General features: G+C 59.2%; 28 protein-coding genes and 3 pseudogenes. 17 read left to right on the top strand and 14 right to left on the bottom strand.

Annotated features, from left to right (window positions below; all coding sequences use genetic code 11):
- Positions 1-10: 10 nt before the first annotated feature.
- From AC3ITA_RS27915 to AC3ITA_RS27930, 4 genes and pseudogenes are all read right to left on the bottom strand, one after another.
- Positions 11-778, bottom strand: a complete 768-nt coding sequence (locus AC3ITA_RS27915; RefSeq protein WP_150671968.1) for a uroporphyrinogen-III synthase — start codon at positions 776-778, stop codon at positions 11-13.
- Positions 775-1,716 (bottom strand): hydroxymethylbilane synthase, encoded by a 942-nt coding sequence (gene hemC / locus AC3ITA_RS27920; RefSeq protein WP_150671967.1) that lies wholly within the window; start codon positions 1,714-1,716, stop codon positions 775-777. Before hemC ends, AC3ITA_RS27915 begins: the two co-directional genes overlap by 4 nt.
- 138 nt (positions 1,717-1,854) lie before the next feature.
- A complete protein-coding gene (locus AC3ITA_RS27925; protein ID WP_095943358.1) occupies positions 1,855-2,601 on the bottom strand; it encodes a LytR/AlgR family response regulator transcription factor in 747 nt (248 codons plus the stop codon).
- Positions 2,598-2,714, bottom strand: a pseudogene (locus AC3ITA_RS27930) (sensor histidine kinase); the annotation flags it as partial. The gene AC3ITA_RS27925 and the pseudogene AC3ITA_RS27930, both read right to left, overlap by 4 nt.
- A gap of 347 nt (positions 2,715-3,061) precedes the next feature.
- Here AC3ITA_RS27930 and argH point away from each other — a divergent pair.
- Positions 3,062-4,456 (top strand): argininosuccinate lyase, encoded by a 1,395-nt coding sequence (gene argH, locus AC3ITA_RS27935; RefSeq protein WP_008001478.1) that lies wholly within the window; start codon positions 3,062-3,064, stop codon positions 4,454-4,456.
- Positions 4,457-4,564: 108 nt separating this feature from the next.
- On the opposite strand, the gene AC3ITA_RS27940 is transcribed toward argH, so the two are convergent.
- Positions 4,565-5,224, bottom strand: coding sequence for a glutathione S-transferase (locus AC3ITA_RS27940; RefSeq protein WP_150671966.1), 660 nt, complete (start codon positions 5,222-5,224; stop codon positions 4,565-4,567).
- 124 nt (positions 5,225-5,348) lie between these two features.
- Here AC3ITA_RS27940 and AC3ITA_RS27945 point away from each other — a divergent pair, with 124 nt between their 5' ends.
- The 3 genes from AC3ITA_RS27945 (at position 5,349) to AC3ITA_RS27955 (ending at position 9,126) form a co-directional block, all read left to right on the top strand.
- Positions 5,349-5,633, top strand: a complete 285-nt coding sequence (locus AC3ITA_RS27945) for a hypothetical protein (protein WP_046039010.1) — start codon at positions 5,349-5,351, stop codon at positions 5,631-5,633.
- Between the two features lie 209 nt (positions 5,634-5,842).
- On the top strand, positions 5,843-6,088 hold the full coding sequence (locus tag AC3ITA_RS27950) for a TIGR02647 family protein (protein WP_007980796.1): 246 nt from the start codon (positions 5,843-5,845) through the stop codon (positions 6,086-6,088).
- 194 nt (positions 6,089-6,282) lie between these two features.
- Positions 6,283-9,126 (top strand): class I adenylate cyclase, encoded by a 2,844-nt coding sequence (locus AC3ITA_RS27955; RefSeq protein WP_489278958.1) that lies wholly within the window; start codon positions 6,283-6,285, stop codon positions 9,124-9,126.
- 6 nt (positions 9,127-9,132) lie between these two features.
- Here the strand turns inward: AC3ITA_RS27955 and rnk are convergent, their stop codons facing one another.
- The 3 genes from rnk to cyaY form a co-directional block, all read right to left on the bottom strand.
- A complete protein-coding gene (gene rnk, locus AC3ITA_RS27960; RefSeq protein ID WP_095943361.1) occupies positions 9,133-9,543 on the bottom strand; it encodes a nucleoside diphosphate kinase regulator in 411 nt (136 codons plus the stop codon).
- Between the two features lie 234 nt (positions 9,544-9,777).
- The gene (locus AC3ITA_RS27965; protein ID WP_414929690.1) at positions 9,778-10,005 is read right to left on the bottom strand and encodes a DUF1289 domain-containing protein; all 228 of its coding nucleotides are present in this window, start codon (positions 10,003-10,005) and stop codon (positions 9,778-9,780) included.
- 4 nt (positions 10,006-10,009) lie between these two features.
- Positions 10,010-10,342 carry an iron donor protein CyaY gene (gene cyaY, locus AC3ITA_RS27970; protein ID WP_008050853.1) on the bottom strand — a complete coding sequence of 111 codons (333 nt, stop codon included), beginning with the start codon at positions 10,340-10,342 and terminating at the stop codon, positions 10,010-10,012.
- Between the two features lie 306 nt (positions 10,343-10,648).
- Here cyaY and lptM point away from each other — a divergent pair, with 306 nt between their 5' ends.
- The 6 genes from lptM to AC3ITA_RS28000 are packed head-to-tail and all read left to right on the top strand — an operon-like array spanning position 10,649 to position 15,265.
- Positions 10,649-10,825, top strand: a complete 177-nt coding sequence (gene lptM, locus AC3ITA_RS27975) for an LPS translocon maturation chaperone LptM (RefSeq protein WP_007980804.1) — start codon at positions 10,649-10,651, stop codon at positions 10,823-10,825.
- Between the two features lie 12 nt (positions 10,826-10,837).
- Positions 10,838-12,085 (top strand): diaminopimelate decarboxylase, encoded by a 1,248-nt coding sequence (gene lysA / locus AC3ITA_RS27980; RefSeq protein WP_150671963.1) that lies wholly within the window; start codon positions 10,838-10,840, stop codon positions 12,083-12,085.
- 4 nt (positions 12,086-12,089) lie between these two features.
- Positions 12,090-12,920 (top strand): diaminopimelate epimerase, encoded by an 831-nt coding sequence (dapF, locus tag AC3ITA_RS27985; protein WP_150671962.1) that lies wholly within the window; start codon positions 12,090-12,092, stop codon positions 12,918-12,920.
- 13 nt (positions 12,921-12,933) lie between these two features.
- Positions 12,934-13,659 (top strand): DUF484 family protein, encoded by a 726-nt coding sequence (locus AC3ITA_RS27990; RefSeq protein WP_015097340.1) that lies wholly within the window; start codon positions 12,934-12,936, stop codon positions 13,657-13,659.
- A gap of 2 nt (positions 13,660-13,661) precedes the next feature.
- Positions 13,662-14,561 (top strand): tyrosine recombinase XerC, encoded by a 900-nt coding sequence (gene xerC / locus AC3ITA_RS27995; protein ID WP_489278961.1) that lies wholly within the window; start codon positions 13,662-13,664, stop codon positions 14,559-14,561.
- Positions 14,558-15,265, top strand: coding sequence for an HAD family hydrolase (locus AC3ITA_RS28000; RefSeq protein WP_150671960.1), 708 nt, complete (start codon positions 14,558-14,560; stop codon positions 15,263-15,265). The genes xerC and AC3ITA_RS28000 overlap by 4 nt, the downstream gene beginning before the upstream one ends.
- 179 nt (positions 15,266-15,444) lie before the next feature.
- Here the strand turns inward: AC3ITA_RS28000 and sutA are convergent, their stop codons facing one another.
- The 4 genes from sutA to glnK form a co-directional block, all read right to left on the bottom strand.
- Positions 15,445-15,768, bottom strand: coding sequence for a transcriptional regulator SutA (gene sutA, locus AC3ITA_RS28005; protein WP_095943368.1), 324 nt, complete (start codon positions 15,766-15,768; stop codon positions 15,445-15,447).
- 100 nt (positions 15,769-15,868) lie between these two features.
- On the bottom strand, positions 15,869-16,294 hold the full coding sequence (locus AC3ITA_RS28010) for a secondary thiamine-phosphate synthase enzyme YjbQ (RefSeq protein WP_008015517.1): 426 nt from the start codon (positions 16,292-16,294) through the stop codon (positions 15,869-15,871).
- A 214-nt stretch (positions 16,295-16,508) separates the two neighbouring features.
- Positions 16,509-17,846 carry an ammonium transporter gene (locus AC3ITA_RS28015; protein ID WP_095943370.1) on the bottom strand — a complete coding sequence of 446 codons (1,338 nt, stop codon included), beginning with the start codon at positions 17,844-17,846 and terminating at the stop codon, positions 16,509-16,511.
- Between the two features lie 35 nt (positions 17,847-17,881).
- Positions 17,882-18,220: a P-II family nitrogen regulator gene (gene glnK, locus AC3ITA_RS28020; RefSeq protein WP_002555808.1), complete on the bottom strand. Its 339-nt coding sequence runs from the start codon at positions 18,218-18,220 to the stop codon at positions 17,882-17,884.
- A gap of 408 nt (positions 18,221-18,628) precedes the next feature.
- On the opposite strand from glnK, the gene AC3ITA_RS28025 reads away from it, so the two are divergent.
- Positions 18,629-18,889 carry an accessory factor UbiK family protein gene (locus tag AC3ITA_RS28025; protein ID WP_046038993.1) on the top strand — a complete coding sequence of 87 codons (261 nt, stop codon included), beginning with the start codon at positions 18,629-18,631 and terminating at the stop codon, positions 18,887-18,889.
- Between the two features lie 445 nt (positions 18,890-19,334).
- A complete protein-coding gene (locus tag AC3ITA_RS28030) occupies positions 19,335-19,856 on the top strand; it encodes a BRO-N domain-containing protein (protein ID WP_150671958.1) in 522 nt (173 codons plus the stop codon).
- A 13-nt stretch (positions 19,857-19,869) separates the two neighbouring features.
- Here AC3ITA_RS28030 and AC3ITA_RS28035 read toward each other — a convergent pair.
- A pseudogene (locus AC3ITA_RS28035) lies at positions 19,870-19,956 on the bottom strand (addiction module antidote protein, HigA family); the annotation flags it as partial.
- Between the two features lie 8 nt (positions 19,957-19,964).
- Positions 19,965-20,151 (bottom strand): annotated as a pseudogene (locus AC3ITA_RS28040) (type II toxin-antitoxin system RelE/ParE family toxin).
- A gap of 237 nt (positions 20,152-20,388) precedes the next feature.
- Here AC3ITA_RS28040 and AC3ITA_RS28045 point away from each other — a divergent pair.
- The 5 genes from AC3ITA_RS28045 to AC3ITA_RS28065 all read left to right on the top strand — a co-directional run bounded on the left by AC3ITA_RS28045 (position 20,389) and on the right by AC3ITA_RS28065 (position 24,485).
- Positions 20,389-20,835, top strand: coding sequence for a hypothetical protein (locus AC3ITA_RS28045; RefSeq protein WP_489278962.1), 447 nt, complete (start codon positions 20,389-20,391; stop codon positions 20,833-20,835).
- Between the two features lie 93 nt (positions 20,836-20,928).
- Positions 20,929-21,711: a hypothetical protein gene (locus AC3ITA_RS28050; protein ID WP_489278964.1), complete on the top strand. Its 783-nt coding sequence runs from the start codon at positions 20,929-20,931 to the stop codon at positions 21,709-21,711.
- A 365-nt stretch (positions 21,712-22,076) separates the two neighbouring features.
- Entirely contained in the window at positions 22,077-22,610 is a 534-nt protein-coding gene (locus AC3ITA_RS28055; RefSeq protein WP_489278966.1) for an N-acetyltransferase, read from the top strand.
- A 36-nt stretch (positions 22,611-22,646) separates the two neighbouring features.
- Positions 22,647-22,817: a hypothetical protein gene (locus tag AC3ITA_RS28060; RefSeq protein ID WP_191628365.1), complete on the top strand. Its 171-nt coding sequence runs from the start codon at positions 22,647-22,649 to the stop codon at positions 22,815-22,817.
- Between the two features lie 174 nt (positions 22,818-22,991).
- Entirely contained in the window at positions 22,992-24,485 is a 1,494-nt protein-coding gene (locus AC3ITA_RS28065; protein WP_150671955.1) for a YifB family Mg chelatase-like AAA ATPase, read from the top strand.
- Position 24,486: the final 1 nt, after the last annotated feature.

The raw sequence follows: 24,486 nt of genomic DNA on the forward strand, positions 1-24,486 counted from the left end.
ATCCTTTGCATCAGAAAACGGGTACGGGATGCTCCCGCAACGCCGTCAGCAAGGCCGCGGCACTGGCGCCGCGACAATCCACAACTGTTTTGGCCCCGGCGGCACGTGCCATTTCGGCAACCCTGGGGCTCGGTACAAACAACGGCAACCGTGCCAACTGCGGCCAGGCATCGCCGGCCAGTTGATGCAGGTGCTCAAAGCCTTGTCCACTGCTGACCACCAACCCGTTCAGGCGTTCCGCCTGGATCCGTTGCGGCAGCAGTGTCGGCGGATAAATCGGCAATCCCCGGCGGTACAGCTCCAGATACTCGACACTAGCACCAAGCTCACGCAAACGCTCAGCCAGCAACTCCCGCCCGCCCTCCCCTCGCAGGATCAGCACTCGCGCATCGGGTTGTGCGATAGCTTCGCGCAGTCGGGAAAGTTCGAGCAAGGCTTCACTGTCATCGCCTTCTGCCGGGAAGCTCACGTCCAGCCCGTGATCCTCGAGGATCTGCGCAGTCGCCGCGCCGACGCTGAACCACTTCACACCGGGCGGTGTTGGCCAATACTGCTCGAGCAGTTCGACGCCGATCCGGGCGGCCGGCTTGCTGACCACAATAACGGCGCAGAACTGATCCAGTGCCAGAATCACCTGGCGCATTGTGTCAGTGGCCGCAATGGGCATGATGTCCAAAAGCGGCAGACTGTTACTGAATATCCCCTGCTCGGCCAAAAGGCTGCTCAGCGCCGCCGCCTCATCGGCGGGACGCGTCAGCAGCAAGCGCCAACCGATCACTCGTGACCAGCCTCGCCATAGACCGCTTTGAGGATGGCGTCGGCACCCTGGCTGAGCAGGTCTTCGGCGACTCGAACACCCAACGCCTCGGCATCGCCGCGAGGGGCGCGGGCTTGTGCGCTGAGCAGCAGGCCCCCGGCTGGATCGCCCACCAATCCGCGCAACCAGACCTGCTCACCTTCCAGCACGGCGTAGCAGGCAATCGGCACCTGGCAGCCACCATTGAGGTGCTTGTTGAGGGCTCGCTCAGCGGTCACGCGGGTGGCGGTGTCCTGGTGATGCAGAGGTGTCAGCAACGCATGGATTTCACTGTCACCGCTGCGGCATTCGATACCCACCGCGCCCTGGCCACCGGCCGGAAGGCTGTCGTCGACGCTGATGGCCGAGGTGATGCGATCTTCGAATCCCAGGCGGATCAGGCCGGCAGAGGCGAGGATGATGGCGTCGTATTCGCCGGCGTCGAGCTTGGCCAGGCGGGTGTTGACGTTGCCGCGCAGGAAACGGATTTCCAGGTCCGGGCGGCGGGTCAGCAATTGAGCCTGGCGGCGCAGGCTGGAGGTGCCGACGATGCTGCCCCGGGGCAAATCATCCAGGCTGGCGTAGGTGTTGGAAACGAAGGCATCGCGCGGGTCTTCCCGCTCGCAGATGCAGAACAGGCCAAGGCCTTCGGGGAAGTCCATCGGCACGTCCTTCATGGAGTGCACGGCGATGTCGGCTTCATTTTCCAGCAGCGCGGTTTCGAGTTCCTTGACGAACAGGCCCTTGCCGCCAATTTTCGAGAGCGGTGAGTCAAGCAGCTTGTCACCACGGCTGACCATGGGGACGAGGGTCACCAGCAGGCCCGGATGAGCCGCTTCAAGACGGGCCTTGACGTATTCGGCCTGCCACAGGGCGAGAGCGCTTTTGCGGGTGGCGATGCGGATCTGGCGAGAGGACATGGATCAATCCGTACTGAATAGATATGACGGATAATAACAGCTCAGCCAAATCCACTTTGACTTGTATCAGATACTACTCGGCCTCCCTGGCCCCGGATGTCCGGCAATCGGGTGTAAAATTGGCCTGCGAACAGCTGTTTAAAGCTGTTGCATCATTTTGCGTACCCCAGCCACATGACGACGGCTGACGATCAGCGCATCACCGTTGAGGCCTTTTAGGAATAGCTGAAAATGCCCCAGGGGTGTGCGTTGCAATCGCTCGATACGCTCACGGGCGACCAGTGCATTGCGATGGATACGCACGAAACGGTCACCGAATTCATCTTCGAGGGCCTTGAGCGGCTCATCGAGCAGTACTTCGCCGCTTTCGTGGCGCAAGGTCACGTATTTGTGGTCGGCAATGAAATACACCACCTGATCCAGCGGAATCAGCTCGATCCCTTTACGGGTCCGGGCGCTGATATGGCTGCGCGGGCCGTTGCCGCTTTCGGCAGCGGGGCGGGTCAGGGCGCCGAGCTGAGCACGATTGGGGCGCTCGGCTCTCTTTAATGCTTCATGTAATTGTTCAGTTCTCACAGGTTTCACCAGATAGCCTACGGCGCTGGCCTGTAAGGCTTCCACGGCAAATTCATCGGGCCCGGCGCAGAACACCACGGCGGGGGGAGTTTCGCGTTCACACAACCGAGCAGCCACTTGCAGGCCATCCAGGCCGGGCATGCGGATATCGAGCAGCACGATATCCGGCTTGTGGCTGTCGATCAGTGCCAACGCCTCTTCGCCATTCGTGGCACTAGGCTCCAGGACACTGTACCCCTCGAGTTCGCCAACCATTCGGCTCAGGCGCTCGCGGGCCAAGGGTTCGTCATCAACGATCAGGACATTCATATTGCGCTGGATTCCTGCGTGAGTCTCGCACAAGGATAGCGTAGACAGGTGAAGTGACGTCCGTCACCGCGATCCACGCTAAGACTAGCGCGAGCGCCAAAAAGTGCCGTTGGTCCGGCGGCTAAATTTTCATCTGCCGGGCGATTGGCGGCCCAGGCCCGCGTTGGCGATGCATCGCCACAGGGTTTGCTGATACGCAATATGAACACCCCACTCTTCTTATAGCCAGCGGCTGCACCGAGAAGTGCGCTGGTCCTACTGTCCAACTGTAGACGGTTGCCGGGACGATATTGCTCAATTGGAAAATATCGTTCGGCAAAAATGCGCGAATATTGTCCGAGCCCGGGCTCTCGCCCCCCAAAAAACGTATCGACCAGTGTCAGCGACAGGATTGGCAACCCTGTTATTATCCGCGCCAGCGTTCCACGCCTTCTTACTTCAAGCCGATACGAGCGAATTCATGAGCACTGACAAGACCAATCAGTCCTGGGGCGGCCGCTTCAGTGAACCCGTCGACGCCTTCGTCGCCCGCTTCACCGCCTCCGTCACCTTCGACCAGCGCCTGTATCGCCACGACATCATGGGCTCGATCGCCCACGCCACCATGCTGGCCAAGGTCGGCGTACTGACCGATGCCGAGCGCGACAGCATCATCGATGGCCTGAACACTATCCAGGGTGAAATCGAGGCCGGCCAGTTCGACTGGCGCATCGACCTCGAAGACGTTCACATGAACATCGAGGCACGCCTGACCGACCGCATCGGCGTGACCGGTAAAAAGCTGCACACCGGCCGCAGCCGTAACGATCAGGTTGCCACCGACATCCGTCTGTGGCTGCGTGACGAGATCGACCTGATCCTGGCCGAAATCACCCGCCTGCAAAAAGGCCTGCTGGAACAGGCCGAGCGCGAAGCCGCCAGCATCATGCCGGGGTTCACCCACCTGCAGACCGCACAGCCGGTGACGTTCGGGCACCACATGCTGGCCTGGTTCGAAATGCTCAGCCGCGACTACGAACGCCTGGTCGATTGCCGCAAGCGCACCAATCGCATGCCGCTGGGCAGCGCGGCGCTGGCCGGTACCACCTACCCGATCGATCGCGAATACACCGCCCAACTCCTGGGTTTCGACGCGGTTGGCGGCAATTCGCTGGACAACGTCTCCGATCGTGATTTCGCCATCGAATTCTGCTCGGCGGCCAGTATCGCGATGATGCACCTGTCGCGATTCTCCGAAGAGCTGGTGCTGTGGACCAGCGCGCAGTTCCAGTTCATCGATCTGCCCGACCGTTTCTGCACCGGCAGCTCGATCATGCCGCAAAAGAAAAACCCGGACGTGCCGGAGCTCGTGCGTGGCAAGACCGGTCGCGTATTCGGCGCGCTGATGGGCCTGCTGACCCTGATGAAAGGCCAGCCTCTGGCCTACAACAAGGACAACCAGGAAGACAAGGAACCGCTGTTCGATGCCGCCGACACCCTGCGCGACTCGCTGCGGGCCTTTGCCGACATGGTGCCGGCGATCAAGCCCAAGCACGCGATGATGCGCGAAGCGGCCCTGCGCGGCTTCTCTACCGCCACCGACCTGGCTGACTACCTGGTGCGTCGCGGCCTGCCATTCCGTGATTGCCACGAAATCGTCGGCCATGCCGTGAAGTACGGCGTGGACAGCGGCAAGGACCTGGCGGAAATGAGCCTGGAAGAACTGCGCAAGTTCAGCGACCAGATCGATCAGGACGTGTTCGCCGTGCTGACCCTGGAAGGCTCGGTCAATGCCCGCAACCACATCGGCGGCACCGCGCCGGCGCAGGTGAAGGCTGCCGTGGCTCGCGGCCAGGCATTGCTCGCCAGCCGCTAAAAGCCAAAAGCATCGCAAGCAGGCTCGCTCCAACATTGGATATGTGTTCGCACATCTAACCCTGTGTGCGAGCCTGCTCGCGATGACTGACTTCAGAACACCACAGAACTACTTCCTGGCCGCGACCATCGCCATGAACGCTGGCATCGCCGCCTCTCTGTCCAGCGCAATTCGCTGAACGTTGGGGTTCTGTCCCAGACGCTCCAGCAACGCCTTGGCCGCTGGCATTTCTGCCAACAGATCAATCCCGAACACCTTCTGCCCGACCGCACTGGCCAGTGAAACGCTGTACTGGAAGTACAGGTCGGCAATGCTCAAGCTTTCTCCAGCCACATAAGGGGCGAATTTGCCGTGCCTGGCCAGGGAGGCAAACCCCAGTAGCAACTCAGCCTTGCTCTTTTCCTTGATCGCCTCCGGCACCGTCATGCCAAAAAATGCTTCCGGGAAGCAGGCACGCGCCGGCAGTTCGATGTACAGCTCGATTTCCTTGGCCAACGCCAGCACCTGCGCGCGCTCGAACGGCTCACTCGACAACAGCGGCTTGCCCTTTTGGGCTTGTTCGATGTACTCGAGAATCACACTGGTTTCGTTAATGTAGCCCTGCTCGACGCCCAGCACCGGGACCTTGCCTCGCGGGCTGATCGCCAATGACTCCGGGGTCTGGGTCGGGACGAACATGACCTCCTCGAACGGCAGGCCTTTTTCCAGCAACGCCAGTTTGACCATGTTGTAGTAGTTGCTGACGCAAAATCCATAAAGTTTAAACATCACAAAGCCTCCAGGCCGTGCGGGGTGGGCGGTGTCTGTTTATAGAACGCTCAAGGCGTTCCTGCCAGCAGCAACATGCAGGTGAATACGGGTAAACTGGCCGCCTTTCCCTGAGGAGCCTGCCATGAGCGAGCCAACCGATATCGACAACGACGAAGAAGAGTTCGCCGAAAGTACCCTGATCCAGGCCATCGAAAACCAGATCGAAAGCGACAACCCACCGGCTGCCAAAGCGACGTTCAACAAGCTGACGCTGGTGGGTTACGAACGCGAAGAAATTCTTAACCTGATGGCTCACGTTTTGGCGGTCGAAATCGACGCGATTCTCGAAGAAGACCGCGCGTTTAACACCGAATGGTACGAAGCTGCCCTGCGCGCATTGCCCGAGTTACCGCCGGAAAAGCAGTAAATCCACGCCCTCCCTGTAGGAGCGAGCTTGCTCGCGAAAAACCCGAGAGCGCCACGGGGCATCTGGTTTACGCGTCATCGTTGACGATCTTCGCGAGCAAGCTCGCTCCTACAGAGGCAAAAAACCCTGTCGCGAGCACTGGACATGCCGCGCAAGTGGGCTCACCTTAGGGGCGCTGTCGTCCAATTCCTAGAAAGTCTGGAGTCCTTATGTCGCTTACCCCTGAGTTGGTTGCCGAACTGGAAGTCCTCGCACTCTTCAACCTGGACAGTTCCCAGGAAGGTCTGAAAATTCATCAGACCGCTGCCCCGAAACACATCGCCGCCGCCAAACGCCTCTTTGAAAAAGAACTGACCGACCAGCCTGATGGCGGTTACCTGACCAGCCTGGGTCGTGACGCCGCGCAAAATGTGCAATCCGTGCTGACCATTCTTAACGCCGAAGTAACAGCCTGAATTCTGCCGCATCGCCCACGGAGACCCCGATCCAGGGATTTCCGCGGGCACACTCCCCTGATGCCTGCCTCAAGCCGTTAGAAATCTGACGCCAGAAAAACAAAATCAGCTTAAAAGTCCTCGCCTCAAGGCGCTAAACTGCCCCTCATCCGAAGAGCCCCACGTCCGAGCCCTGCGAGCCGGTTTGAGCTGACATGACGCGCACCCACGAAATCCGCCCTGATCTGGACGAGGGAATCGATCGCAAGGTTCTCAGCCAGCTGCGCGCACGCTTTCTGAAACTCAACGAAGGACGCATGGCTCGCGCCATGGAAGGGTTGTCGACCCGCCAGCAAGGGGTCCTGACCTTGCTGCCGCTGTTTTTCCACGTTAACCATCCGCTGTTGCCCGGCTACGTTTCCGGCAGTACGCCGGCCGGGCTGTCGAATTTCGAACCGGATGCCAATGTCCTCGCCGAAGCCCAGCGCCTGACCCGCTCGTTCTCCTACAAGCCGCGCCACGGCAGCAACCCGCCAAGGCCGATTCACGGACTGTTCCTGATGGGCAGCCTCGGCACCCTGGCGCAGGCCGACCAGAGCGACATGGATGTGTGGGTCTGCCATGGGCCGGACCTGACCGAGAACGAACTTGCCGAGCTGCGCAAGAAATGCCAGTTGCTGGAAGCCTGGGCCACCAGCCAGGGCGCCGAAGCGCATTTCTTCCTGATCGACCCGAGCCGTTTCGTCCGCGGCGAGCGCGATACCCAGCTGAGTTCGGAAGATTGCGGCACCACCCAGCACTACCTGTTGCTGGACGAGTTTTACCGCACCGCGATCTGGCTGGCCGGGCGCACGCCGATCTGGTGGCTGGTGCCGGTCTACGAAGAGTCGAGCTACGACCGCTACACCCATACCCTGATTTCCAAGCGTTTCATCCGTGCCGATGAAACCCTCGACCTCGGCAACCTGGCCTACATCCCGCCCGGCGAATTTGTCGGTGCCGGGCTCTGGCAATTGTTCAAGGGCATCGAGTCGCCCTACAAGTCGGTACTCAAGCTGCTGCTGACCGAGGTTTACGCCAGTGAACACCCCAGGGTCCATTGCCTGAGCCTGCGCTTCAAGCAAGCGGTGTTCGCCAACCAGCTCGACCTCGACGAACTGGATCCGTATGTCGTGGTGTACCGGCGTATCGAGGAATACCTGATCGCCCGCAATGAACCGGAACGCCTGGAACTGGTACGTCGCGCGCTGTACCTGAAGGTCAATCGCAAACTCACCGGCAACAGCCGCACCCAGAGCTGGCAGCGCTCTTTGCTCGAACGCCTGGCCCATGAATGGCACTGGGACCAGCGCCAACTGACTCTGCTCGACAGTCGCAGCCAGTGGAAAGTCCGTCAGGTCAGCTCCGAGCGACGGGCACTGGTCAACGAGCTGAACTACAGCTACCGCTTCCTCACCCAGTTTGCCCGTCACGAACAAACGGTCAGCCGCATCAACAAGCGCGACCTGAGTGTCCTCGGCCGTCGCCTGTACGCCGCTTTCGAGCGCAAGGCCGGCAAAGTCGAATTCATCAACCCCGGCATCGCCCCGGACCTGGCTGAAGACACCCTGACACTGGTGCACGCACCGAACAAGAAAGAACCGGGGCAAAGCCAGTGGGGCTTGTACAACGGCAGCCTGACGGCACTGGAATGGGAGCATTTCGCGCCGATCAAACGCAGCCGTCACTTGCTCGAGCTGCTGACCTGGTGCCACCGCAATGGCGTGATCGACAGCAGCACCCGCCTGGCCCTGCACCCCGGCACCAGCGACTTGAGCGAATTCGAACTGTTCAACCTGCTCGGCAGCCTGCAACAGACTATCGCCCTGCCCTTGCCCACCGTCGCCGAGGAACCTCTGTTGCGCGCCAGCGTGCCGAGTGAAGTGCTGATCCTGGTGAATGTCGGCATCGATCCGCTCAAGCACCATCGCGACCTGAACATCCTCATGACCACCGAGCGCACCGACTCCCTGAGCTACGCAGGTGTCCGGGAAAATCTGGTGCTGACCCTGGACCAGGTCACGCTCAACAGCTGGAACGAAGTGCTGGTCGGCCGCTACGACGGCCCCCATGCCCTGCTCGACTGCATCCGCGACTACCTCAACAATCTGCCCGCCGGGCCGCAACAGCCGAAGCTGAGGGTGCGCTGCTTCTGCCATAACCGCGCGCAGTTCATTGCCCAACGGGTGGAAGAAATCCTCGATACCGCGCAGAACCTGCTGCTGAGCCGGCTCAACCATCGCTACCTGATCCAGGTCCAGCAGCACTACCACGTTCTGGAGTTGGTGCCGGGCCAGGTCCAGCACATCGCGCTAGCCACTCTGCCGGCACTGATCGATTACCTGGGCAAGGAAATGGCGAGCTACAGCCCGCTTCACCTGGACCCAAAGGCTTTGGAAGACCACGATCTCGCGCTGTTCCTGCCAACGGGCCAGCCGGACTGCATCCAAGTGTTCTACCGGGTCAACGAAGATCAGGCCGATCTGTACGTGCTCGATGAGTTCAATGCCCTGTGGCAGCAACGCCTGCCCTGGCACGACGAGCAAAGCCTGCTGGTGCCGCTGCAGCGTTTCCTGCAATCGATCCAGTACCGTCGCGATGCCCTGATGCCAATGGACGCGGCCCACCCCCTGAACCTCGACACCCTGTATTGCCAGTTGCTGCCGTCAGGCCCTGGCCGGGCGCGCCGCATCGAAGCCCGGCCGGTGCCGCAGACGCCGGTGAACAAGCCGTTCTACGACGTGCAGGCGATCGTCGGCAAAGCCGCACCGGGTCAGGTGCAGGTGACGTTGTATTGCAATCAACGGGAGTTTTCCGAGCTGGAGCATGGCGACCAGTTGTTCCGCGTGGTCGCCAGGGAAATCGTCGGGCAGCGCCGGGAAACCGAACGCTACCGCTGCTACATCACCGACCTCGACCTGTCAGGCCTGCTCGGTGAAGGGCAGAGTTCCACCCATCTGTACCTGCGCTACAAAGCTGACCTGGAGCTGGCATTGAACGAGGCGCTCGATCAGGTCTGAGGGGTGTCACTCCGGGAACGCGCCGCCATTGGCCGGCTGCGATTCGACTTCCAGCAGCGTCAGCTTCAGGGTCTTGCCGCCCGGAGCCGGCCAATCGATGTGCTGGCCAACCTTCAGGCCGAGCAGCGCGCTGCCCACCGGCGCAAGGATCGAGACTTTGCCTTCGTCGGCGTTCGCATCCTTGGGATACACCAGGGTCAGGTGGTAGTCCTTGCCACTGCCTTCTTCGCGGCAATGCACACGGGAATTCATCGTCACGACATCCGCCGGCACTTCATCGTGGCCGACCAGGGTATCGGCGCGATCCAGTTCGGTTTGCAACGCAATAACGCCCGGCAGCGTCTCGTCCAGGCTGTCGATCAGACGCTCCAGACGCTGGACGTCCAGACGGGTAAGGGTGATGGAAGGTGCGGTCATGGTCTGGGCAGACTCCTTTCTTCTGCACGAAAAAAGCAAAACCCCGCCAGAAAAAGGCGGGGTTTTCACAAGCCTCGATGGGTTGAGGCGTTTCCGGACACTATCACAGCTCAAAAAATATACAAGCCAAGCCATTTTTTGTGGGAGCGAGCCTGCTCGCGAAGAACGTTAAAGCGCCGCGTTCAACCAGACAGCTCTCGTCATCGCTAACGCCCATCGCGAGCAGGCTCGCTCCTACAGGGGATTGGTAGCGGTTTTTCGCCGGGCGGCCTGCGCACAAATCACCCGTCGACGTTCGTCATCGGCCGAACGCCATTCGCGAATGTCTTCGACGTGACGGAAACAGCCCAGGCAGACTTTCCGCTCGTCCAGCCGGCACACACCGCTGCAGGGCGACGGTACCGCCGGGCTGACGTTGCTGTAGAGCGGCTTGGGAGCACGGACAGGCGCAGGCTGGGTCACGATCTCACAGGCCTTCGAAATCGAGTTCGACGCCGGCTTGCTGCTGGACGATACGCTCAAGCATCTCACCCAACTGCTCTTCGCTCTTGTCGCACATCCAGCGCTCGCTTTCTTCGTCGTAGTCGAAGTGGAAACCACCGGACACCGCCGCCAGCCACAGCTGACGCAGCGGCTCCTGGCGACTGAAGATCAACTGGCTGCCGTTCTCGAACTTGACGGTCAGCACACCGGCCGAGCTTTCGAGGTCGATATCCAGGTCGCTCTCGTCAAAGATGTCCTCCAGGGTTTGCTGGGTGGCATCGACAAGGTCATGGAAACGCGCTTCGGACAAACTCATTACGGCAACCTCAAAAAGTGTCTGATCAGGCTCAAGCGCCGCAAGATACGACTGAGCCCCGTCGATTGCAAAGGATAACAACCGAGGCCCCCCTTGTGGGAGCGAGCCTGCTCGCGAATGCGGACTGACATTCAACATTGATGTCGCCTGACACGACGCCTTCGCGAGCAGGCTCGCCCCACAGGGATTGCGTGATACCGGCCGGCCACGAGCCAAGCCCCGCCGGACGGGCGGTCCGTTGCATAGGCAAGCTGCCGGGTGGCCGGTATACTCCGGCGCAATTAATGCATTTTCAAGGATTTCGCCATGAAGCGCCTGATCTCTTCCCTTGCTGCGCTCCTCGCGGTTGCCTGCCTTGTGTCGGCCTGCGGTCAAAAAGGCCCGCTGTACCTGCCCGATGAAGACCAGGACCCTGTCGAGCAAGCCAAGTCGTCGCAGCAGCAGCCTGCTTCCAAAGCACACAAGCACGACGTCTACCAATAATAAGGGAACCTCATGGACGCTTTTAACTACCGTGACGGTGAACTGTTCGCGGAAGGTGTTGCCCTGTCTGCCATCGCCGAGCGCTTTGGTACACCGACCTACGTTTACTCGCGCGCGCACATCGAAGCCCAATACCTGGCTTACGCCGATGCGCTGGCCGGCATGTCGCACCTGGTGTGCTTTGCGGTAAAGGCCAACTCCAACCTGGGCGTGCTGAATGTCCTGGCGCGTCTGGGCGCCGGTTTCGACATCGTCTCCCGTGGCGAGCTGGAACGTGTGCTGGCGGCTGGCGGCAGCGCCGACAAGATCGTGTTCTCCGGTGTCGGCAAGACCCGTGACGACATGCGTCGCGCCCTGGAAGTCGGCGTGCACTGCTTCAACGTCGAATCCACCGACGAGCTGGAACGCCTGCAAGTGGTCGCCGCCGAACTCGGCGTTCGCGCGCCGATTTCGCTGCGCGTGAACCCGGACGTCGATGCCGGCACCCACCCGTACATTTCCACCGGTCTCAAAGAGAACAAGTTCGGTATCGCCATCGCCGACGCCGAAGACGTGTACGTGCGTGCCGCGCAGCTGCCAAACCTGGAAGTGGTCGGCGTCGATTGCCACATCGGCTCGCAACTGACCACCCTGCCGCCGTTCATCGACGCTCTCGACCGTCTGCTGGGCCTGGTCGATCGCCTCGGCGATTGCGGCATCTACCTGCGCCACATCGATCTCGGTGGCGGCCTGGGCGTGCGCTACAAGGACGAGGAGCCGCCACTGGCTGCCGACTACATCAAGGCCGTTCGCGAGCGTCTCGACGGTCGTGACCTGGCGCTGGTGTTCGAGCCGGGCCGCTTCATCGTCGCCAACGCCGGTGTATTGCTGACCCAGGTCGAATACCTCAAGCACACCGAGCACAAAGACTTCGCCATCGTCGATGCAGCCATGAACGACTTGATCCGCCCGGCGCTGTATCAGGCGTGGATGGACGTTACCGCCGTACGCCCGCGCACCTCTGCTGCCCGTGCCTACGACATCGTCGGCCCGATCTGCGAGACCGGCGACTTCCTGGCCAAGGACCGTCAGCTGGCGCTGGAAGAGGGCGACCTGCTGGCCGTGCATTCGGCCGGTGCCTACGGGTTTGTCATGAGTTCCAACTACAACACCCGCGGCCGTGCCGCTGAAGTGTTGGTGGACGGTGATCAGGCATTTGAAGTGCGTCGCCGTGAAACGGTAGCCGAGTTGTTTGCTGGCGAAAGCCTGCTGCCGGAGTAAAACCATGCTGCTGCGTTTTACCAAGATGCACGGCCTGGGCAATGACTTCATGGTCCTCGACCTGGTCAGCCAACACGCGCATATTCTGCCCAAGCACGCCAAGCAATGGGGCGACCGGCACACCGGCATCGGTTTCGACCAGCTGCTGATCGTCGAAGCGCCGAGCAACCCGGACGTGGACTTCCGCTATCGGATCTTCAACTCCGACGGTTCCGAAGTGGAACAGTGCGGCAACGGTGCGCGTTGTTTCGCCCGCTTCGTGCTCGACAAGCGCCTGACCGCAAAACGGCAGATCCGCGTCGAGACCAAAAGCGGCGTCATCGAGCTCGACGTGCGTAACGACGGCCAGATCGGCGTCAATATGGGCGCCCCGCGCCTGGTGCCGGCGGATATTCCGTTCCAGGCACCGGAGCAGGCCAAGAGTTATCAGGTCGACGTCGACGGCACCCCGGTCGATCTGGCTGCCGTGTCCATGGGCAACCCCCATGCCGTACTGCGGGTCAGCGACATCAATAACGCGCCGGTGCATGAACTGGGGCCGAAAATCGAACATCACCCGCGCTTCCCGGCACGGGTCAATGTCGGTTTTCTCCAGGTCATCGACCGGAGCCGCGCGCAGTTGCGCGTCTGGGAACGCGGGGCCGGGGAAACCCAGGCTTGCGGAACCGGCGCCTGTGCCGCCGCAGTGGCCGCGATCAGCCAGGGGTGGATGGATTCGCCGCTATTGATCGACCTGCCTGGCGGGCGTTTGTCCATCGAGTGGGCAGGCCCTGGCCAACCGGTGATGATGACCGGCCCGGCAGTGCGCGTGTATGAAGGACAAGTGCGTCTTTGAGTGAGCGAAATCCATGACCGACAAGCCTCAGGTACCCGCACGACAAGCTGACGAATCACCGTCCGAAAGCCTTGAGGCGGCGGCTGTAGCCGCGTACCTGGAGGCTCATCCGGACTTCTTCGTCGAGCACGAAGAACTGCTCCCGTCCCTGCGCATTCCCCATCGGCGCGGCGATACCGTGTCGCTGGTGGAGCGTCAGATGACCATCCTGCGCGACCGCAACATTGAACTGCGTCATCGCCTGTCGCATTTGATGGACGTGGCCCGGGACAACGACCGGCTGTTCGAAAAGACTCGTCGCCTGATCCTGGCATTGATGGATGCTGCAAGCCTGGAAGATGTGGTGATGTGCGTCGAAGACAGCCTGCGCCAGGAATTCCAGGTGCCCTTCGTCAGCCTCATCCTGCTCGGTGACAACGCCATGCCGGTGGGCCGCTGGGTCACCCACGCCGAAGCTCAAGTGGCCATCGGCGGTTTGCTCTCGGAAGACAAAAGCGTCAGCGGCAGCCTGCGCGAACATGAACTGGACTTCCTGTTCGGCGAAGAACAGCGCAAGCAGATCGGTTCCACCGCTGTCGTCGCCATCAGCCACCAGGGCATTCACGGCATCCTGGCCATCGCCAGCCGTGATCCGCAGCACTACAAAAGCTCGGTGGGCACCTTGTTCCTGAGCTACATCGCTGAAGTCATGGGTCGCGTGCTGCCACGGGTCAACAACTCCCTGCGCTCGGTACGCTGAACATGGAACGGCAACTGGACGCTTACTGCGAACACCTGCGCAGTGAGCGGCAGGTGTCGCCGCACACGCTGTCGGCCTACCGCCGCGACCTCGATAAAGTGCTGGGCTGGTGCGTCAAACAGAATATCGGCAGCTGGACGGCGCTGGACATCCAGCGCCTGCGTAGCCTGGTTGCCCGCCTGCATGCCCAGGGGCAATCGTCCCGCAGCCTGGCGCGATTGCTGTCGGCCGTTCGCGGGCTCTATCACTATTTGAACCGCGAAGGCCTGTGCAACCACGATCCGGCCAATGGCCTCGCGCCGCCCAAAGGCGAACGCCGCCTGCCGAAAACCCTCGATACCGACCGCGCCCTGCAACTGCTTGAAGGCGGGGTCGAGGATGACTTTCTGGCACGTCGGGACCAGGCGATTCTCGAGCTGTTCTATTCCTCCGGGCTGCGGCTGTCGGAGCTGACGGGGCTCAATCTCGATCAGATCGACTTGGCTGACGGCATGGTCCAGGTGCTCGGCAAAGGCAGCAAGACCCGCCTGCTACCGGTAGGCAAAAAGGCCCGCGAAGCGCTGGAGCAGTGGCTGCCATTGAGAGCCATGGCCAACCCGGCGGACGATGCGGTATTTGTCAGCCAGCAAGGTCGCCGTCTCGGCCCCCGGGCGATCCAGGTACGGGTCAAGGCTGCCGGCGAGCGCGAACTGGGGCAGAACCTGCATCCGCACATGTTGCGACACTCCTTCGCCAGCCATTTGCTGGAATCCTCCCAGGATCTGCGCGCGGTGCAGGAACTGCTCGGCCACTCGGACATCAAGACCACGCAGATCTACACCCACCTGGACTTCCAGCACCTGGCCACGGTCTACGACAGCGCCCACCCACGGGCCAAACGCATTAAGGGCGACGATTCATGAGCATTCAGTTGATCACCTTCGACCTCGACGACACCCTGTGGGACACCGCCCCCGTCATCGTCAGCGCCGAAGCCGTTTTGCGCGAATGGCTGACCGAGCACGCGCCCAATCTGGGGGCAGTGCCGGTTGAACATCTGTGGGCCATTCGCGAGCGTGTATTGAGCAACGAGCCTGGCCTCAAGCACCGCATCAGCGCCCTGCGTCGACGGGTACTGTTCCATGCACTGGAAGAGTCCGGTTATGGGGATGACGAAGCCTCGGATCTGGCGGACAAGAGCTTTGAAGTGTTTCTGCACGCTCGCCATCAGATCGACGTGTTTCCGGAGGTCGAACCGACCCTGGAAATCCTCGCCAACCATTACGCCCTCGGCGTGGTCACCAATGGCAACGCCGATGTGCGTCGGCTGGGCCTGGCGGATTACTTCAAGTTTGCGTTGTGCGCCGAAGACATCGGCATCGCCAAACCCGATGCACGACTGTTCCAGGAGGCCTTGCAGCGCGGTGGCGCGACCGCTGAATCGGCGGTGCACATTGGCGATCATCCGGGGGATGACATAGCAGGTGCGCAGCAGGCGGGAATGCGGGCGATCTGGTTCAACCCGGCGGGCAAGGCCTGGGAAGCCGACCGCTTGCCCGATGCGGAGATTCGCAGCCTGACCGATTTGCCGGCGTTGCTGGCGCGGTGGAATTCGGTGTCGGCCTGACAAAAAAACCTGTGAGCTTGCTCGCGATAGCGGACTGACAGTCAGCCTATCGGCGCCTGATTAATTGTCATCGCGAGCAAGCTCGCTCCCACAGAGGACTGTGCTCAACCCGAAGTTTTGTTTCAGGCATGAAAAAGCCCGCAGCGACGGCGGGCTTTTTCAGCAAGCGGATAGCAGGCTCAGATAGGCCGGCTGCCGTACTTGTTGTCCGGCTTCTTGGGCGGATCGGCGACCACATTGGCCTCCACTTCCTGCACCTTGCCGCCCTTGGCCAAAAACTCCTCCATGGCCCGCGCGAGAGCATCGCGTTCCTTGTTCTTGGCTTCGACACTCGGCAGCTCATCGACCGATACCGCTGCCTTGGCCTTGCCTTTGGCGGTCGGAGCCGGCGCATCACCGCCGTCGTCTTCAGCGACGTCTTCCGCCGCTGCTTCCAGACCTTCCTCGGTTTCGTCGTCGTCGCCTACTTCGAGGTCGTCGTTTTCCAGATCATCGTCGCTCATGTTCTACCTCATGACTTGCGAAAAGCAGATTAGTTATAGCCCAGCTTTGCCCTCTGTCGAAGGCTGCCGGAAAAAATCAACAGCCGCTGCTGACCAGCGGCTATGCCTCTTCACCGTGCACGGTGGCGAGGACTTTACGGGCACCGCCATGATCACGGTGCTCGCCCAGATAAACGCCTTGCCAGGTCCCCAACGCCAACCGGCCTGCCGAAATCGGCAAACTGAGCTGACAGCCAAGCACGCTGGCCTTGAAGTGCGCCGGGAGGTCGTCCAGGCCTTCGTCGTTATGCTCATAGCCGTCTGTTCCTTGTGGGATCAGACGATTGAAAAATCGTTCGAAGTCGCGACGTACCGCCGGATCGGCGTTCTCGTTGATGGTCAACGACGCCGAGGTATGCTGTAGCCACAAATGCAGCAGACCGACCCGACACGCCTTGAGTTCAGGCAAGCCGGCGAGTAACTCGTCCGTTACCAGATGAAAGCCCCGGGGCCTCGCCCGCAAGGTAATCAGAGTCTGTTGCCACATACAGTTCTCCGCACGTTCGGGGCGCATTCTAGCGCGCTCTGGGAAAAAACAAAGGCCCTAATATTCCTTCAATCCTGTAAGCCTTTGGCTGCACAAAAACACCCGACGCAAACATCGTAAAACCTGTAGGAAAAAACCTTTCAGCTCAGCCTTCAATGACAAATTCCAGACAAAAAAATGCCCGGCAAGCCGGGCAAGTTTTTTATCCGCGTGCTTACAAGTTGTAGCCGCGTTCGTTGTGAAGCGCCAGATCGATGCCGACCGCTTCTTCTTCTTCGTTGATGCGCAGGCCCATGACCATATCCAGCACCTTGAGGATGATGTAGGTAGCGATCGCGGTGTAGATCACCGTGAAGCCCACGCCTTTGCACTGAATCCACACTTGTGCGGCGATGTCGGTCACGGTGCCGAAGCCACCCAGGGACGGAGCAGCGAACACACCGGTCAGGATTGCGCCGAGGATACCGCCGATACCGTGCACACCAAAGGCGTCCAGGGAATCGTCATAGCCGAGCTTGCGCTTGAGGGTGGTGGCGCAGAAGAAGCACACCACGCCAGCCGCCAGACCGATAACCAACGCGCCCATCGGGCCAACGGTGCCGGCAGCCGGGGTGATTGCCACCAGTCCGGCAACCACGCCCGAAGCGATGCCCAGTGCGCTAGGTTTGCCGTGGGTGAGCCACTCGGCAAACATCCAGCCCAGTGCGGCAGCAGCGGTAGCGATTTGAGTCACCAGCATCGCCATGCCGGCGGTGCCGTTGGCCGCAGCGGCGGAACCGGCGTTGAAACCGAACCAGCCGACCCACAGCATGGCCGCGCCCATCAGGGTGTAACCGAGGTTGTGCGGCGCCATCGGCGTGGTCGGGAAGCCCTTGCGCTTGCCCAGCACCAGGCAGGCAACCAGACCAGCCACACCGGCGTTGATGTGCACCACGGTGCCGCCGGCGAAATCGAGCACGCCCCAGTCCCACATCAGGCCACCGTTGCCGGACCAGACCATGTGCGCGATCGGCGCATACACCAGGGTGAACCAGATACCCATGAACACCAGCATCGCGGAGAACTTCATCCGCTCGGCGAACGCACCGACAATCAGCGCCGGGGTGATGATCGCGAAGGTCATCTGGAAGGTGACGAATACCGCCTCGGGAAACAGCGCCGCAGGGCCGGTCAGGCTGGCTGGCGTGATGCCGGCGAGGAACGCCTTGCCCATGCCGCCGAAGAAGGAGTTGAAGTTGACGACGCCCTGCTCCATGCCCGTGGTATCGAACGCGATGCTGTAGCCATAGATGACCCACAGGACGCTGATCAGACCGGTAATGGCGAAGCACTGCATCATCACGGAAAGAATGTTTTTCGACCGAACCATGCCGCCGTAGAACAGCGCGAGGCCGGGAATGGTCATGAACAGCACCAAGGCTGTCGAGGTCATCATCCAGGCGGTGTCGCCGGAGTTGAGGACCGGGGCCGCCACTTCGTCTGCCGCCAGAGCAAGGCTGGGCATTACGATGGACAACAGGGCTCCTAGCCCTGCGAATTTACGCAGAGTCATATTGTTTTCTCCTGGGGCGTTGGGTTTGTGGCGGCTTAGATTGCGTCGGTATCGGTTTCGCCGGTACGGATGCGAATCGCCTGTTCCAGATTGACCACGAAGATCTTGCCGTCACCGATCTTGCCGGTGTTGGCAGCCTTGGTGATGGCCTCGATTACCCGGTCCAGATCCTTGTCGTCGATGGCGACGTCGATCTTCACCTTGGGCAGGAAATCGACCACGTATTCCGCGCCGCGATACAGCTCGGTGTGACCCTTCTGCCGACCAAAGCCTTTGACTTCAGTGACGGTAATGCCCTGCACGCCGATCTCGGACAGCGACTCGCGTACGTCGTCCAGCTTGAACGGCTTGATGATGGCAGTGACTAGCTTCATGAAAACTCTCTCCCGAATTGGTGGACTTGCCCCAGGAAAACAAACCCGACTCAAGTCTAAGCGCAGTGCCTGGCTTTGTAACGCATCGTCGGCCCTGACCTGCCCGTCCGACGCTCCTCACGAAACACTCCCCCGCTTCGCTTGGCGCACTGCGTTCGTCACAGTGACTGCATCAGTGCATGGGTCATCAGGGTCTAAGCAGAAAGCTTGCCATCTCCACAAAAACTACTGTTTTCAAGCCTTTACCCGCAGATGACTGCCACTTCGCAACAACAGCCGACGCGATACGCACAACAACGGTGCGACACCGCCCGTCCCCATGCGCGAAAAGCGTGCATCCCTTGCCCGCGCAAATGACTATAGACACTGCGTGATACACTGCCCGTCATTGTTTCCAGGACATTGCCCATGCTCGCGCCAAAAGACTTCCTCGACGCCCTCACCGGCACCGCCTCCCGCCTCTTCAGCGGCGACACGCCTCTGCCGAAAGCTGAAATCGAAAGCCAGTTCAAGATGTTGCTGCAGAGTGGCTTCAGCAAACTGGATCTGGTGAGCCGGGAAGAATTCGATAGCCAGATGGTTGTGCTGGCGCGCACGCGGGCGCGGCTGGAGAGCCTTGAAGCGAAAGTGGCGGAGCTGGAAGCGAAGCTGAATCCGCCGACCGAATAAATTCTGATGTGAAATGCAGCCCCCCTGTGGGAGCGAGCCTGCTCGCGATTGAAGGTCGGAACGACCTTGCGCTTCACCTGTAGGACCTGCCGAAGGTTCGGGCCGCGTTCGGACGATCTTTTGATCTTCAGCCCCGCAACAATCCCGGCAACGTCCTACAAACATCACACCGCCGTCCGATTGCGTCGCCAGGTATCCGGTCTCTAAGCTCATCCCAATGCTGAATATTCAGCACTGGGTTTGGCGACCTGGAACCAAGCAATGCACCGCAACCATCCGTTTTCGGGCAATTATCTCGATTCGAATTATGGCGGCTGTGTGTGGGAGACCTTAAGGTCTGCCGGTATTCGCTTGGCCGGTTCGCCAACCCGCACGCAGCTGCCACCCTTATTGTTTGGCGACGATAAATGGCAGTTATCTATCAAGCGAACTTGGGTACTGCTCCATGGAAGAAAACTTTCTAATCCCTCACATCTTCACCCGCCACAAGCTTCACCTCCACGCCTTACTCCTTCAAAACCAACCGTGGCTCTGCGCTCGCGACCTTGGCCGACTACTACGCATCTATCTCAACGAACGCCTAGTCCAGAAACTCGATCCTGACCAATATCAAACCACCAAAATCCTGATCCACGGCCGCATCGAAAACGCCCTGCTGATCAGCGAATCCGGCGTCTACGCCTTGCTGGTCTATCACTACTGCCCCGAATACCGAGCCTTACGCGAATGGCTCACACACGAAGTCGTTCCCGCCCTGCGAGACGCCCAACACCCCACCACAATCGAGCGCCCACAACTGAGCCTGCTCAACTGGCCGGAAATGTCATTGAGCCTGCTGCACTGGAACAACCAGCCGTGGATTCGGCTGCAGGATGTGCCGCAGCTATTGCCTGATCAGGTTACTCCCAGGCCTGCTATCAATGCGCCTTGGTGGAAAAGAGCCACCAAGATGCTTCACGCATTCTGAATAAAAACCCCCACGCTTTCGGCGTGGGGTTCAAAGGCTCCAGGTATTCCTCTTTGAGGGTCTCGCCAGGATGCACCGGGCGCAATCCATTCTTAGTCATTACTCACCTCAGTGAAAATCGACAATTTCGACATTCTCGGGTCCGTTAGGACCCCAAATGAAGCAAATGCGCCATTGAGCGTTGATGCAGATGCTGCCCTTTTCGACCGCCCTCCAACGCTTCCAGGCGATTACCCGGTGGAGATCGAAGATCTACGTGGGAGCCTGCTCGCGATAAAGTCGGAACGACCTTCAGATTTACCTGTAGGAATTGCCGAGCCTGCGATCTTTCCACCCGCAGTAATCCCGGCAATGCCCTACAACGTTCTCGTCCGCGGTCTGATTGCGCCTCAAAGCCACCCTTTCTAAGCTCACATCTCAAAGCGCGAGCGCTGCACTCACTCGGAAAAAATTCAGTCCAGCTTGAATAATGGATTATGACGAGTGCGATACACCCAAAGGAATGTTCATAACTCTACAAGGAGCAATACCCATGGAAACCTATAAGGCTCTGATTGTCGCTTTCACATTGATAGCACTTTATACAGGCCCAGTTATCGCGGGACCACCTGTAACGGTCACATTTAAAAACATTGGAAGCCAGACTGCTACGTATATACCCACAACCAATAACGAATTCATTACTAAAACAAACGCTTCCCCTACTCCTCAAGCCTCCGTCACCTCAAACGACTCAAATACATACTTAGTACAAAACAATGCAAGCCCTGATTACACGCATGCCAACTTGCGCTACCAGATCGGCAGTAAAAAATGTGTTTATTTATCAACATTTGTGACTACTCCCGGCCCGGGCGCAACCAAAGTCCCAAAATGGAATAGCACGGCCACTCCTAGCGGCGGTGCTACCTGTACCATCAGAACAACTAGAACAAATCCGACTACCTATGCCTGGTCAGTGGAAATCACCATGAGGTAAAGCATGCCTCGAGGCACAAGGACGCTCGGTAGACCTTACCAACAGTAAAGCAAAATATCATTTCCTACTCATAAAACATCAGGAGCTAAAATTATGATCAATTCAATAAGCAGCCCTGTAAGTAATACCGGTCAAGCCCTGACTGGGACAAGAAAAGTGACACCTGTTTTCAATGACGACAGAGGCATCAGCCACAGCACCCTCCGAGATTCCCCTGGCGCAATCGGCAGCAATACGGTGTCCCCGTTAGCGAGCCAATTAAGCGAGGCCTCTATACGCGCCCAGGCTCGCGATATACGGCTGACCAGAACAGAACTGGCCTCGATGGCCAGAAACACATTCAACGAACTGACAAGCCCTCACTACACCACGAATAAATCAAAGCACGACACCGAAGTCCCTGACACAGACAGCCCCGAGTTATTAGCACTAGCCAAAAATGCAACCCAATATACAAGAGGGGCAGGCAACAATCCGTTTTCCGGGATGCCCTTGGATCAGCTGGCTCTGATTATTTACGATGAGAGCGGCACCTTTACCGTCAACGAAAGACGAGCCGCACTGAAAGAATCGGCCAAACAAGAATTTGCATGGCAACAAAAAGTCGTTGCCGAAGCAGAATATGAATACAACACCACTGGAAAGCTAGTGAAAGCCTTCCAAAGCTTCCTTGATCATTACAAGGGACTTCCCTTAGTGGAGCAAGCCCAGTATCCCGACAACTACGAAACAAAACTGCAGGGGTGGATTGATTTGGATTTCAACTATTTCACGCATACTGCAGAAGGCAAAAACAAGCTGGATATCGAAAGTTTCGTAAGTAAGGTGCTGACGGGCAGAAGCAGTTTATTTGACAATACGACATCACCCGAATAAATCGTTCAAACTAATCGACAATTTTTGAATCCACTCGTGCATTGCAATAGCTGTGGTGAGGGAGCTTGCTTCCTCGCCACAGAGGCAAATACGTTGCCCGTCGCACTCTCGCAACATCCTGCGAACATTCCTTACCCACTCTGCACCGCCAATACTTCGCTGCCCGACCACCCTTCACACAACCGCAGGAAGCGGTCCAACGTCAGTTCAAGGAACTTTCATCCGGCAAGACCATCCACGCTCTTTCACCGACGGCCTTCATCTTTCTCGGCACGATCCTACAAAAAAGCGGCGCTCCGGCCTGATTTATCAGCCCTCACCCTTTTCTTTACGCTTTTCGCCTTGTTACTCGATAGACGCCAGCAATGAGAAGAAAAGGAAAAGGCACCGAACTTCGAAACCAGACTTACAAATCAGATGCACGAAAGCTCGCATATAAAATGTTCGTCAAGGACTGTAAATCTCGGGCCAGGAAACTCAACACCGAGGCGGTTAGGTTCGACCCAATAACTCCAGCTGCGATTACTGCCTGCCTCCCATGGTTGGAAGCAGCACACTTCCCATGGGAAAGCGTGCCGAACTGGAAGTGCAAAGATGCCAAGGGACTGGATTTGGCCATCTGGTACGAACAGAAACTATGTGGTCTGTGTTATGCCACTCCGCGTAAAAGTGCTATTTGCATAAAGATCATTCTTTTGCAGGGTCACCCAGACAGGTCTCATCCTCTTCGTGGCTTGATCGCTCCGATGGCACTGCTGGCTACAGATACCTATGCACGAATGCTGGGGTGCAAAGAAATAGAGATTCAGGATCCTGGCCTAAATGTCGTCCCCTACTACCAGAACCTCGGATTCAGCTTCGACCAGAACAATCGACTTGTCATTTACCTGGACGATTAATAGTATCGATCTCACTCCAAGGCACAGGAGGTGTCCATGATTCAAAGAAAGCGAAAAGCCAAGCTTTTACTCATCATTCAATATCATGCTGAAGCACTTCGGCTAGGCGGCAAGATTTCAGCCAATCAACAACGATTTCTTGATGTCGCTGCGGTTCACGGCAAAGACCTTGAACCTCCGGGCTTACTTGCCGGTAAAAGAGCCTGAAACTGTCTACCAAAGAACCGCCTGAGATGGCGGTTTTTTTCTGCCCGCCCGTCCGGTGATGGCTCGCAACATCCTGCGAAAATTCACCTTCCCTGACACCACGCGAAATGCTCATCTCCTGACTACCCTTGAGAAACCGCAGGAAGCGGCTCCCCGTAATTTCAAGGAACGACCATGTCCCTCTCCATCGTCCACAGCCGCGCCCAGGTGGGCGTGGAAGCGCCTGCCGTTACCGTAGAAGTTCATCTGGCCAACGGCCTGCCGTCATTGACGATGGTCGGTCTACCTGAAGCCGCAGTGAAGGAAAGCAAGGACCGGGTGCGCAGCGCGATCATCAATTCGGGGCTGCAATTTCCAGCGCGACGGATCACGCTGAATCTGGCGCCGGCGGATTTGCCCAAGGATGGCGGGCGATTCGATCTGGCGATTGCGCTGGGGATTCTCTCGGCCAGCGTGCAGGTGCCGACGCTGACACTGGATGACGTGGAGTGTTTGGGGGAGCTGGCGCTTTCCGGCGCAGTGCGGCCGGTCCGCGGGGTGCTACCGGCGGCATTGGCGGCGCGCAAGGCCGGGCGCTGGTTGATGGTGCCGCAGGCGAATGCCGAAGAGGCTTGCCTGGCGTCGGGGTTGAAGGTCATTGCAGTGGACCATCTGCTGCAGGCGGTGGCGCACTTCAATGGGCACACCCCCATCGAGCCTTACGTTTCCAACGGTTTGCTCTACGCCAGCAAACCCTATCCCGACTTGAACGAAGTTCAGGGGCAAATGGCGGCCAAACGCGCGCTGCTGATTGCGGCAGCGGGTGCGCATAACCTGCTGTTCAGCGGGCCACCGGGTACGGGCAAGACACTGCTGGCGAGCCGATTACCAGGGCTGCTGCCACCCCTGGCCGAGAGCGAAGCACTGGAAGTCGCAGCGATTCAATCCGTCGCCAGTTGTGTGCCACTGAGCCATTGGCCGCAGCGCCCCTTCCGACAACCACACCATTCCGCCTCAGGACCGGCACTGGTGGGCGGTGGCTCGAAACCACAACCGGGCGAAATCACCCTCGCTCACCATGGCGTGTTGTTCCTCGATGAACTCCCGGAATTTGATCGCAAGGTATTGGAGGTATTGAGAGAGCCACTGGAATCCGGCCACATCGTAATTTCCCGCGCCAAGGACCGCGTACGCTTCCCGGCGCGCTTTCAATTGGTCGCCGCGATGAATCCCTGCCCCTGTGGATATCTTGGCGAACCGAGTGGCCGTTGTTCCTGTACGCCGGACATGGTTCAGCGCTATCGCAACAAACTGTCGGGGCCACTGCTGGATCGTATTGATCTGCACCTGACGGTTGCTCGCGAAGCCACGACATTGAATCCTGCGTTAAAACCCGGCGACGACACTGCCACCGCCGCCGAGTTGGTTGCCGACGCACGAGAACGGCAACAAAAGCGCCAAGGCTGTGCCAATGCCTTTCTCGACTTGCCGGGCCTGCGCAGTTACTGCAAGTTATCCACAACAGACGAAACCTGGCTGGAGACGGCGTGTGAACGACTGACCTTGTCACTGCGAGCGGCCCATCGACTGCTCAAAGTAGCGCGCACTCTTGCGGACCTTGAACAAGTCGATGAGATCAGACGCGAGCACTTGGCCGAAGCGCTGCAATATCGGCCAACAACACTTTAGT

Source organism: Pseudomonas sp. GL_090 (assembly GCF_057837765.1).

Excerpts from the sequence above, each read along its gene's own strand:
- rnk (WP_095943361.1), bottom strand. The coding sequence starts at position 9,543 with ATGACCGCACCTTCCATCACCCTTACCCGTCTGGACGTCCAGCGTCTG.
- glnK (WP_002555808.1), bottom strand. The coding sequence starts at position 18,220 with ATGAAGCTAGTCACTGCCATCATCAAGCCGTTCAAGCTGGACGACGTA.
- sutA (WP_095943368.1), bottom strand. The coding sequence starts at position 15,768 with ATGAGCGACGATGATCTGGAAAACGACGACCTCGAAGTAGGCGACGAC.
- dapF (WP_150671962.1), top strand. The coding sequence starts at position 12,090 with ATGCTGCTGCGTTTTACCAAGATGCACGGCCTGGGCAATGACTTCATG.
- cyaY (WP_008050853.1), bottom strand. The coding sequence starts at position 10,342 with ATGAGTTTGTCCGAAGCGCGTTTCCATGACCTTGTCGATGCCACCCAG.
- AC3ITA_RS28015 (WP_095943370.1), bottom strand. The coding sequence starts at position 17,846 with ATGACTCTGCGTAAATTCGCAGGGCTAGGAGCCCTGTTGTCCATCGTA.
- AC3ITA_RS28030 (WP_150671958.1), top strand. The coding sequence starts at position 19,335 with ATGGAAGAAAACTTTCTAATCCCTCACATCTTCACCCGCCACAAGCTT.
- AC3ITA_RS28060 (WP_191628365.1), top strand. The coding sequence starts at position 22,647 with ATGATTCAAAGAAAGCGAAAAGCCAAGCTTTTACTCATCATTCAATAT.
- AC3ITA_RS28045 (WP_489278962.1), top strand. The coding sequence starts at position 20,389 with ATGGAAACCTATAAGGCTCTGATTGTCGCTTTCACATTGATAGCACTT.
- AC3ITA_RS28050 (WP_489278964.1), top strand. The coding sequence starts at position 20,929 with ATGATCAATTCAATAAGCAGCCCTGTAAGTAATACCGGTCAAGCCCTG.
- AC3ITA_RS27950 (WP_007980796.1), top strand. The coding sequence starts at position 5,843 with ATGTCGCTTACCCCTGAGTTGGTTGCCGAACTGGAAGTCCTCGCACTC.
- lysA (WP_150671963.1), top strand. The coding sequence starts at position 10,838 with ATGGACGCTTTTAACTACCGTGACGGTGAACTGTTCGCGGAAGGTGTT.
- AC3ITA_RS27925 (WP_095943358.1), bottom strand. The coding sequence starts at position 2,601 with ATGAATGTCCTGATCGTTGATGACGAACCCTTGGCCCGCGAGCGCCTG.
- AC3ITA_RS27955 (WP_489278958.1), top strand. The coding sequence starts at position 6,283 with ATGACGCGCACCCACGAAATCCGCCCTGATCTGGACGAGGGAATCGAT.
- AC3ITA_RS28055 (WP_489278966.1), top strand. The coding sequence starts at position 22,077 with ATGAGAAGAAAAGGAAAAGGCACCGAACTTCGAAACCAGACTTACAAA.
- AC3ITA_RS27990 (WP_015097340.1), top strand. The coding sequence starts at position 12,934 with ATGACCGACAAGCCTCAGGTACCCGCACGACAAGCTGACGAATCACCG.
- argH (WP_008001478.1), top strand. The coding sequence starts at position 3,062 with ATGAGCACTGACAAGACCAATCAGTCCTGGGGCGGCCGCTTCAGTGAA.
- AC3ITA_RS27945 (WP_046039010.1), top strand. The coding sequence starts at position 5,349 with ATGAGCGAGCCAACCGATATCGACAACGACGAAGAAGAGTTCGCCGAA.
- hemC (WP_150671967.1), bottom strand. The coding sequence starts at position 1,716 with ATGTCCTCTCGCCAGATCCGCATCGCCACCCGCAAAAGCGCTCTCGCC.
- AC3ITA_RS28025 (WP_046038993.1), top strand. The coding sequence starts at position 18,629 with ATGCTCGCGCCAAAAGACTTCCTCGACGCCCTCACCGGCACCGCCTCC.
- AC3ITA_RS28000 (WP_150671960.1), top strand. The coding sequence starts at position 14,558 with ATGAGCATTCAGTTGATCACCTTCGACCTCGACGACACCCTGTGGGAC.
- AC3ITA_RS28065 (WP_150671955.1), top strand. The coding sequence starts at position 22,992 with ATGTCCCTCTCCATCGTCCACAGCCGCGCCCAGGTGGGCGTGGAAGCG.
- xerC (WP_489278961.1), top strand. The coding sequence starts at position 13,662 with ATGGAACGGCAACTGGACGCTTACTGCGAACACCTGCGCAGTGAGCGG.
- AC3ITA_RS28010 (WP_008015517.1), bottom strand. The coding sequence starts at position 16,294 with ATGTGGCAACAGACTCTGATTACCTTGCGGGCGAGGCCCCGGGGCTTT.
- AC3ITA_RS27940 (WP_150671966.1), bottom strand. The coding sequence starts at position 5,224 with ATGTTTAAACTTTATGGATTTTGCGTCAGCAACTACTACAACATGGTC.
- lptM (WP_007980804.1), top strand. The coding sequence starts at position 10,649 with ATGAAGCGCCTGATCTCTTCCCTTGCTGCGCTCCTCGCGGTTGCCTGC.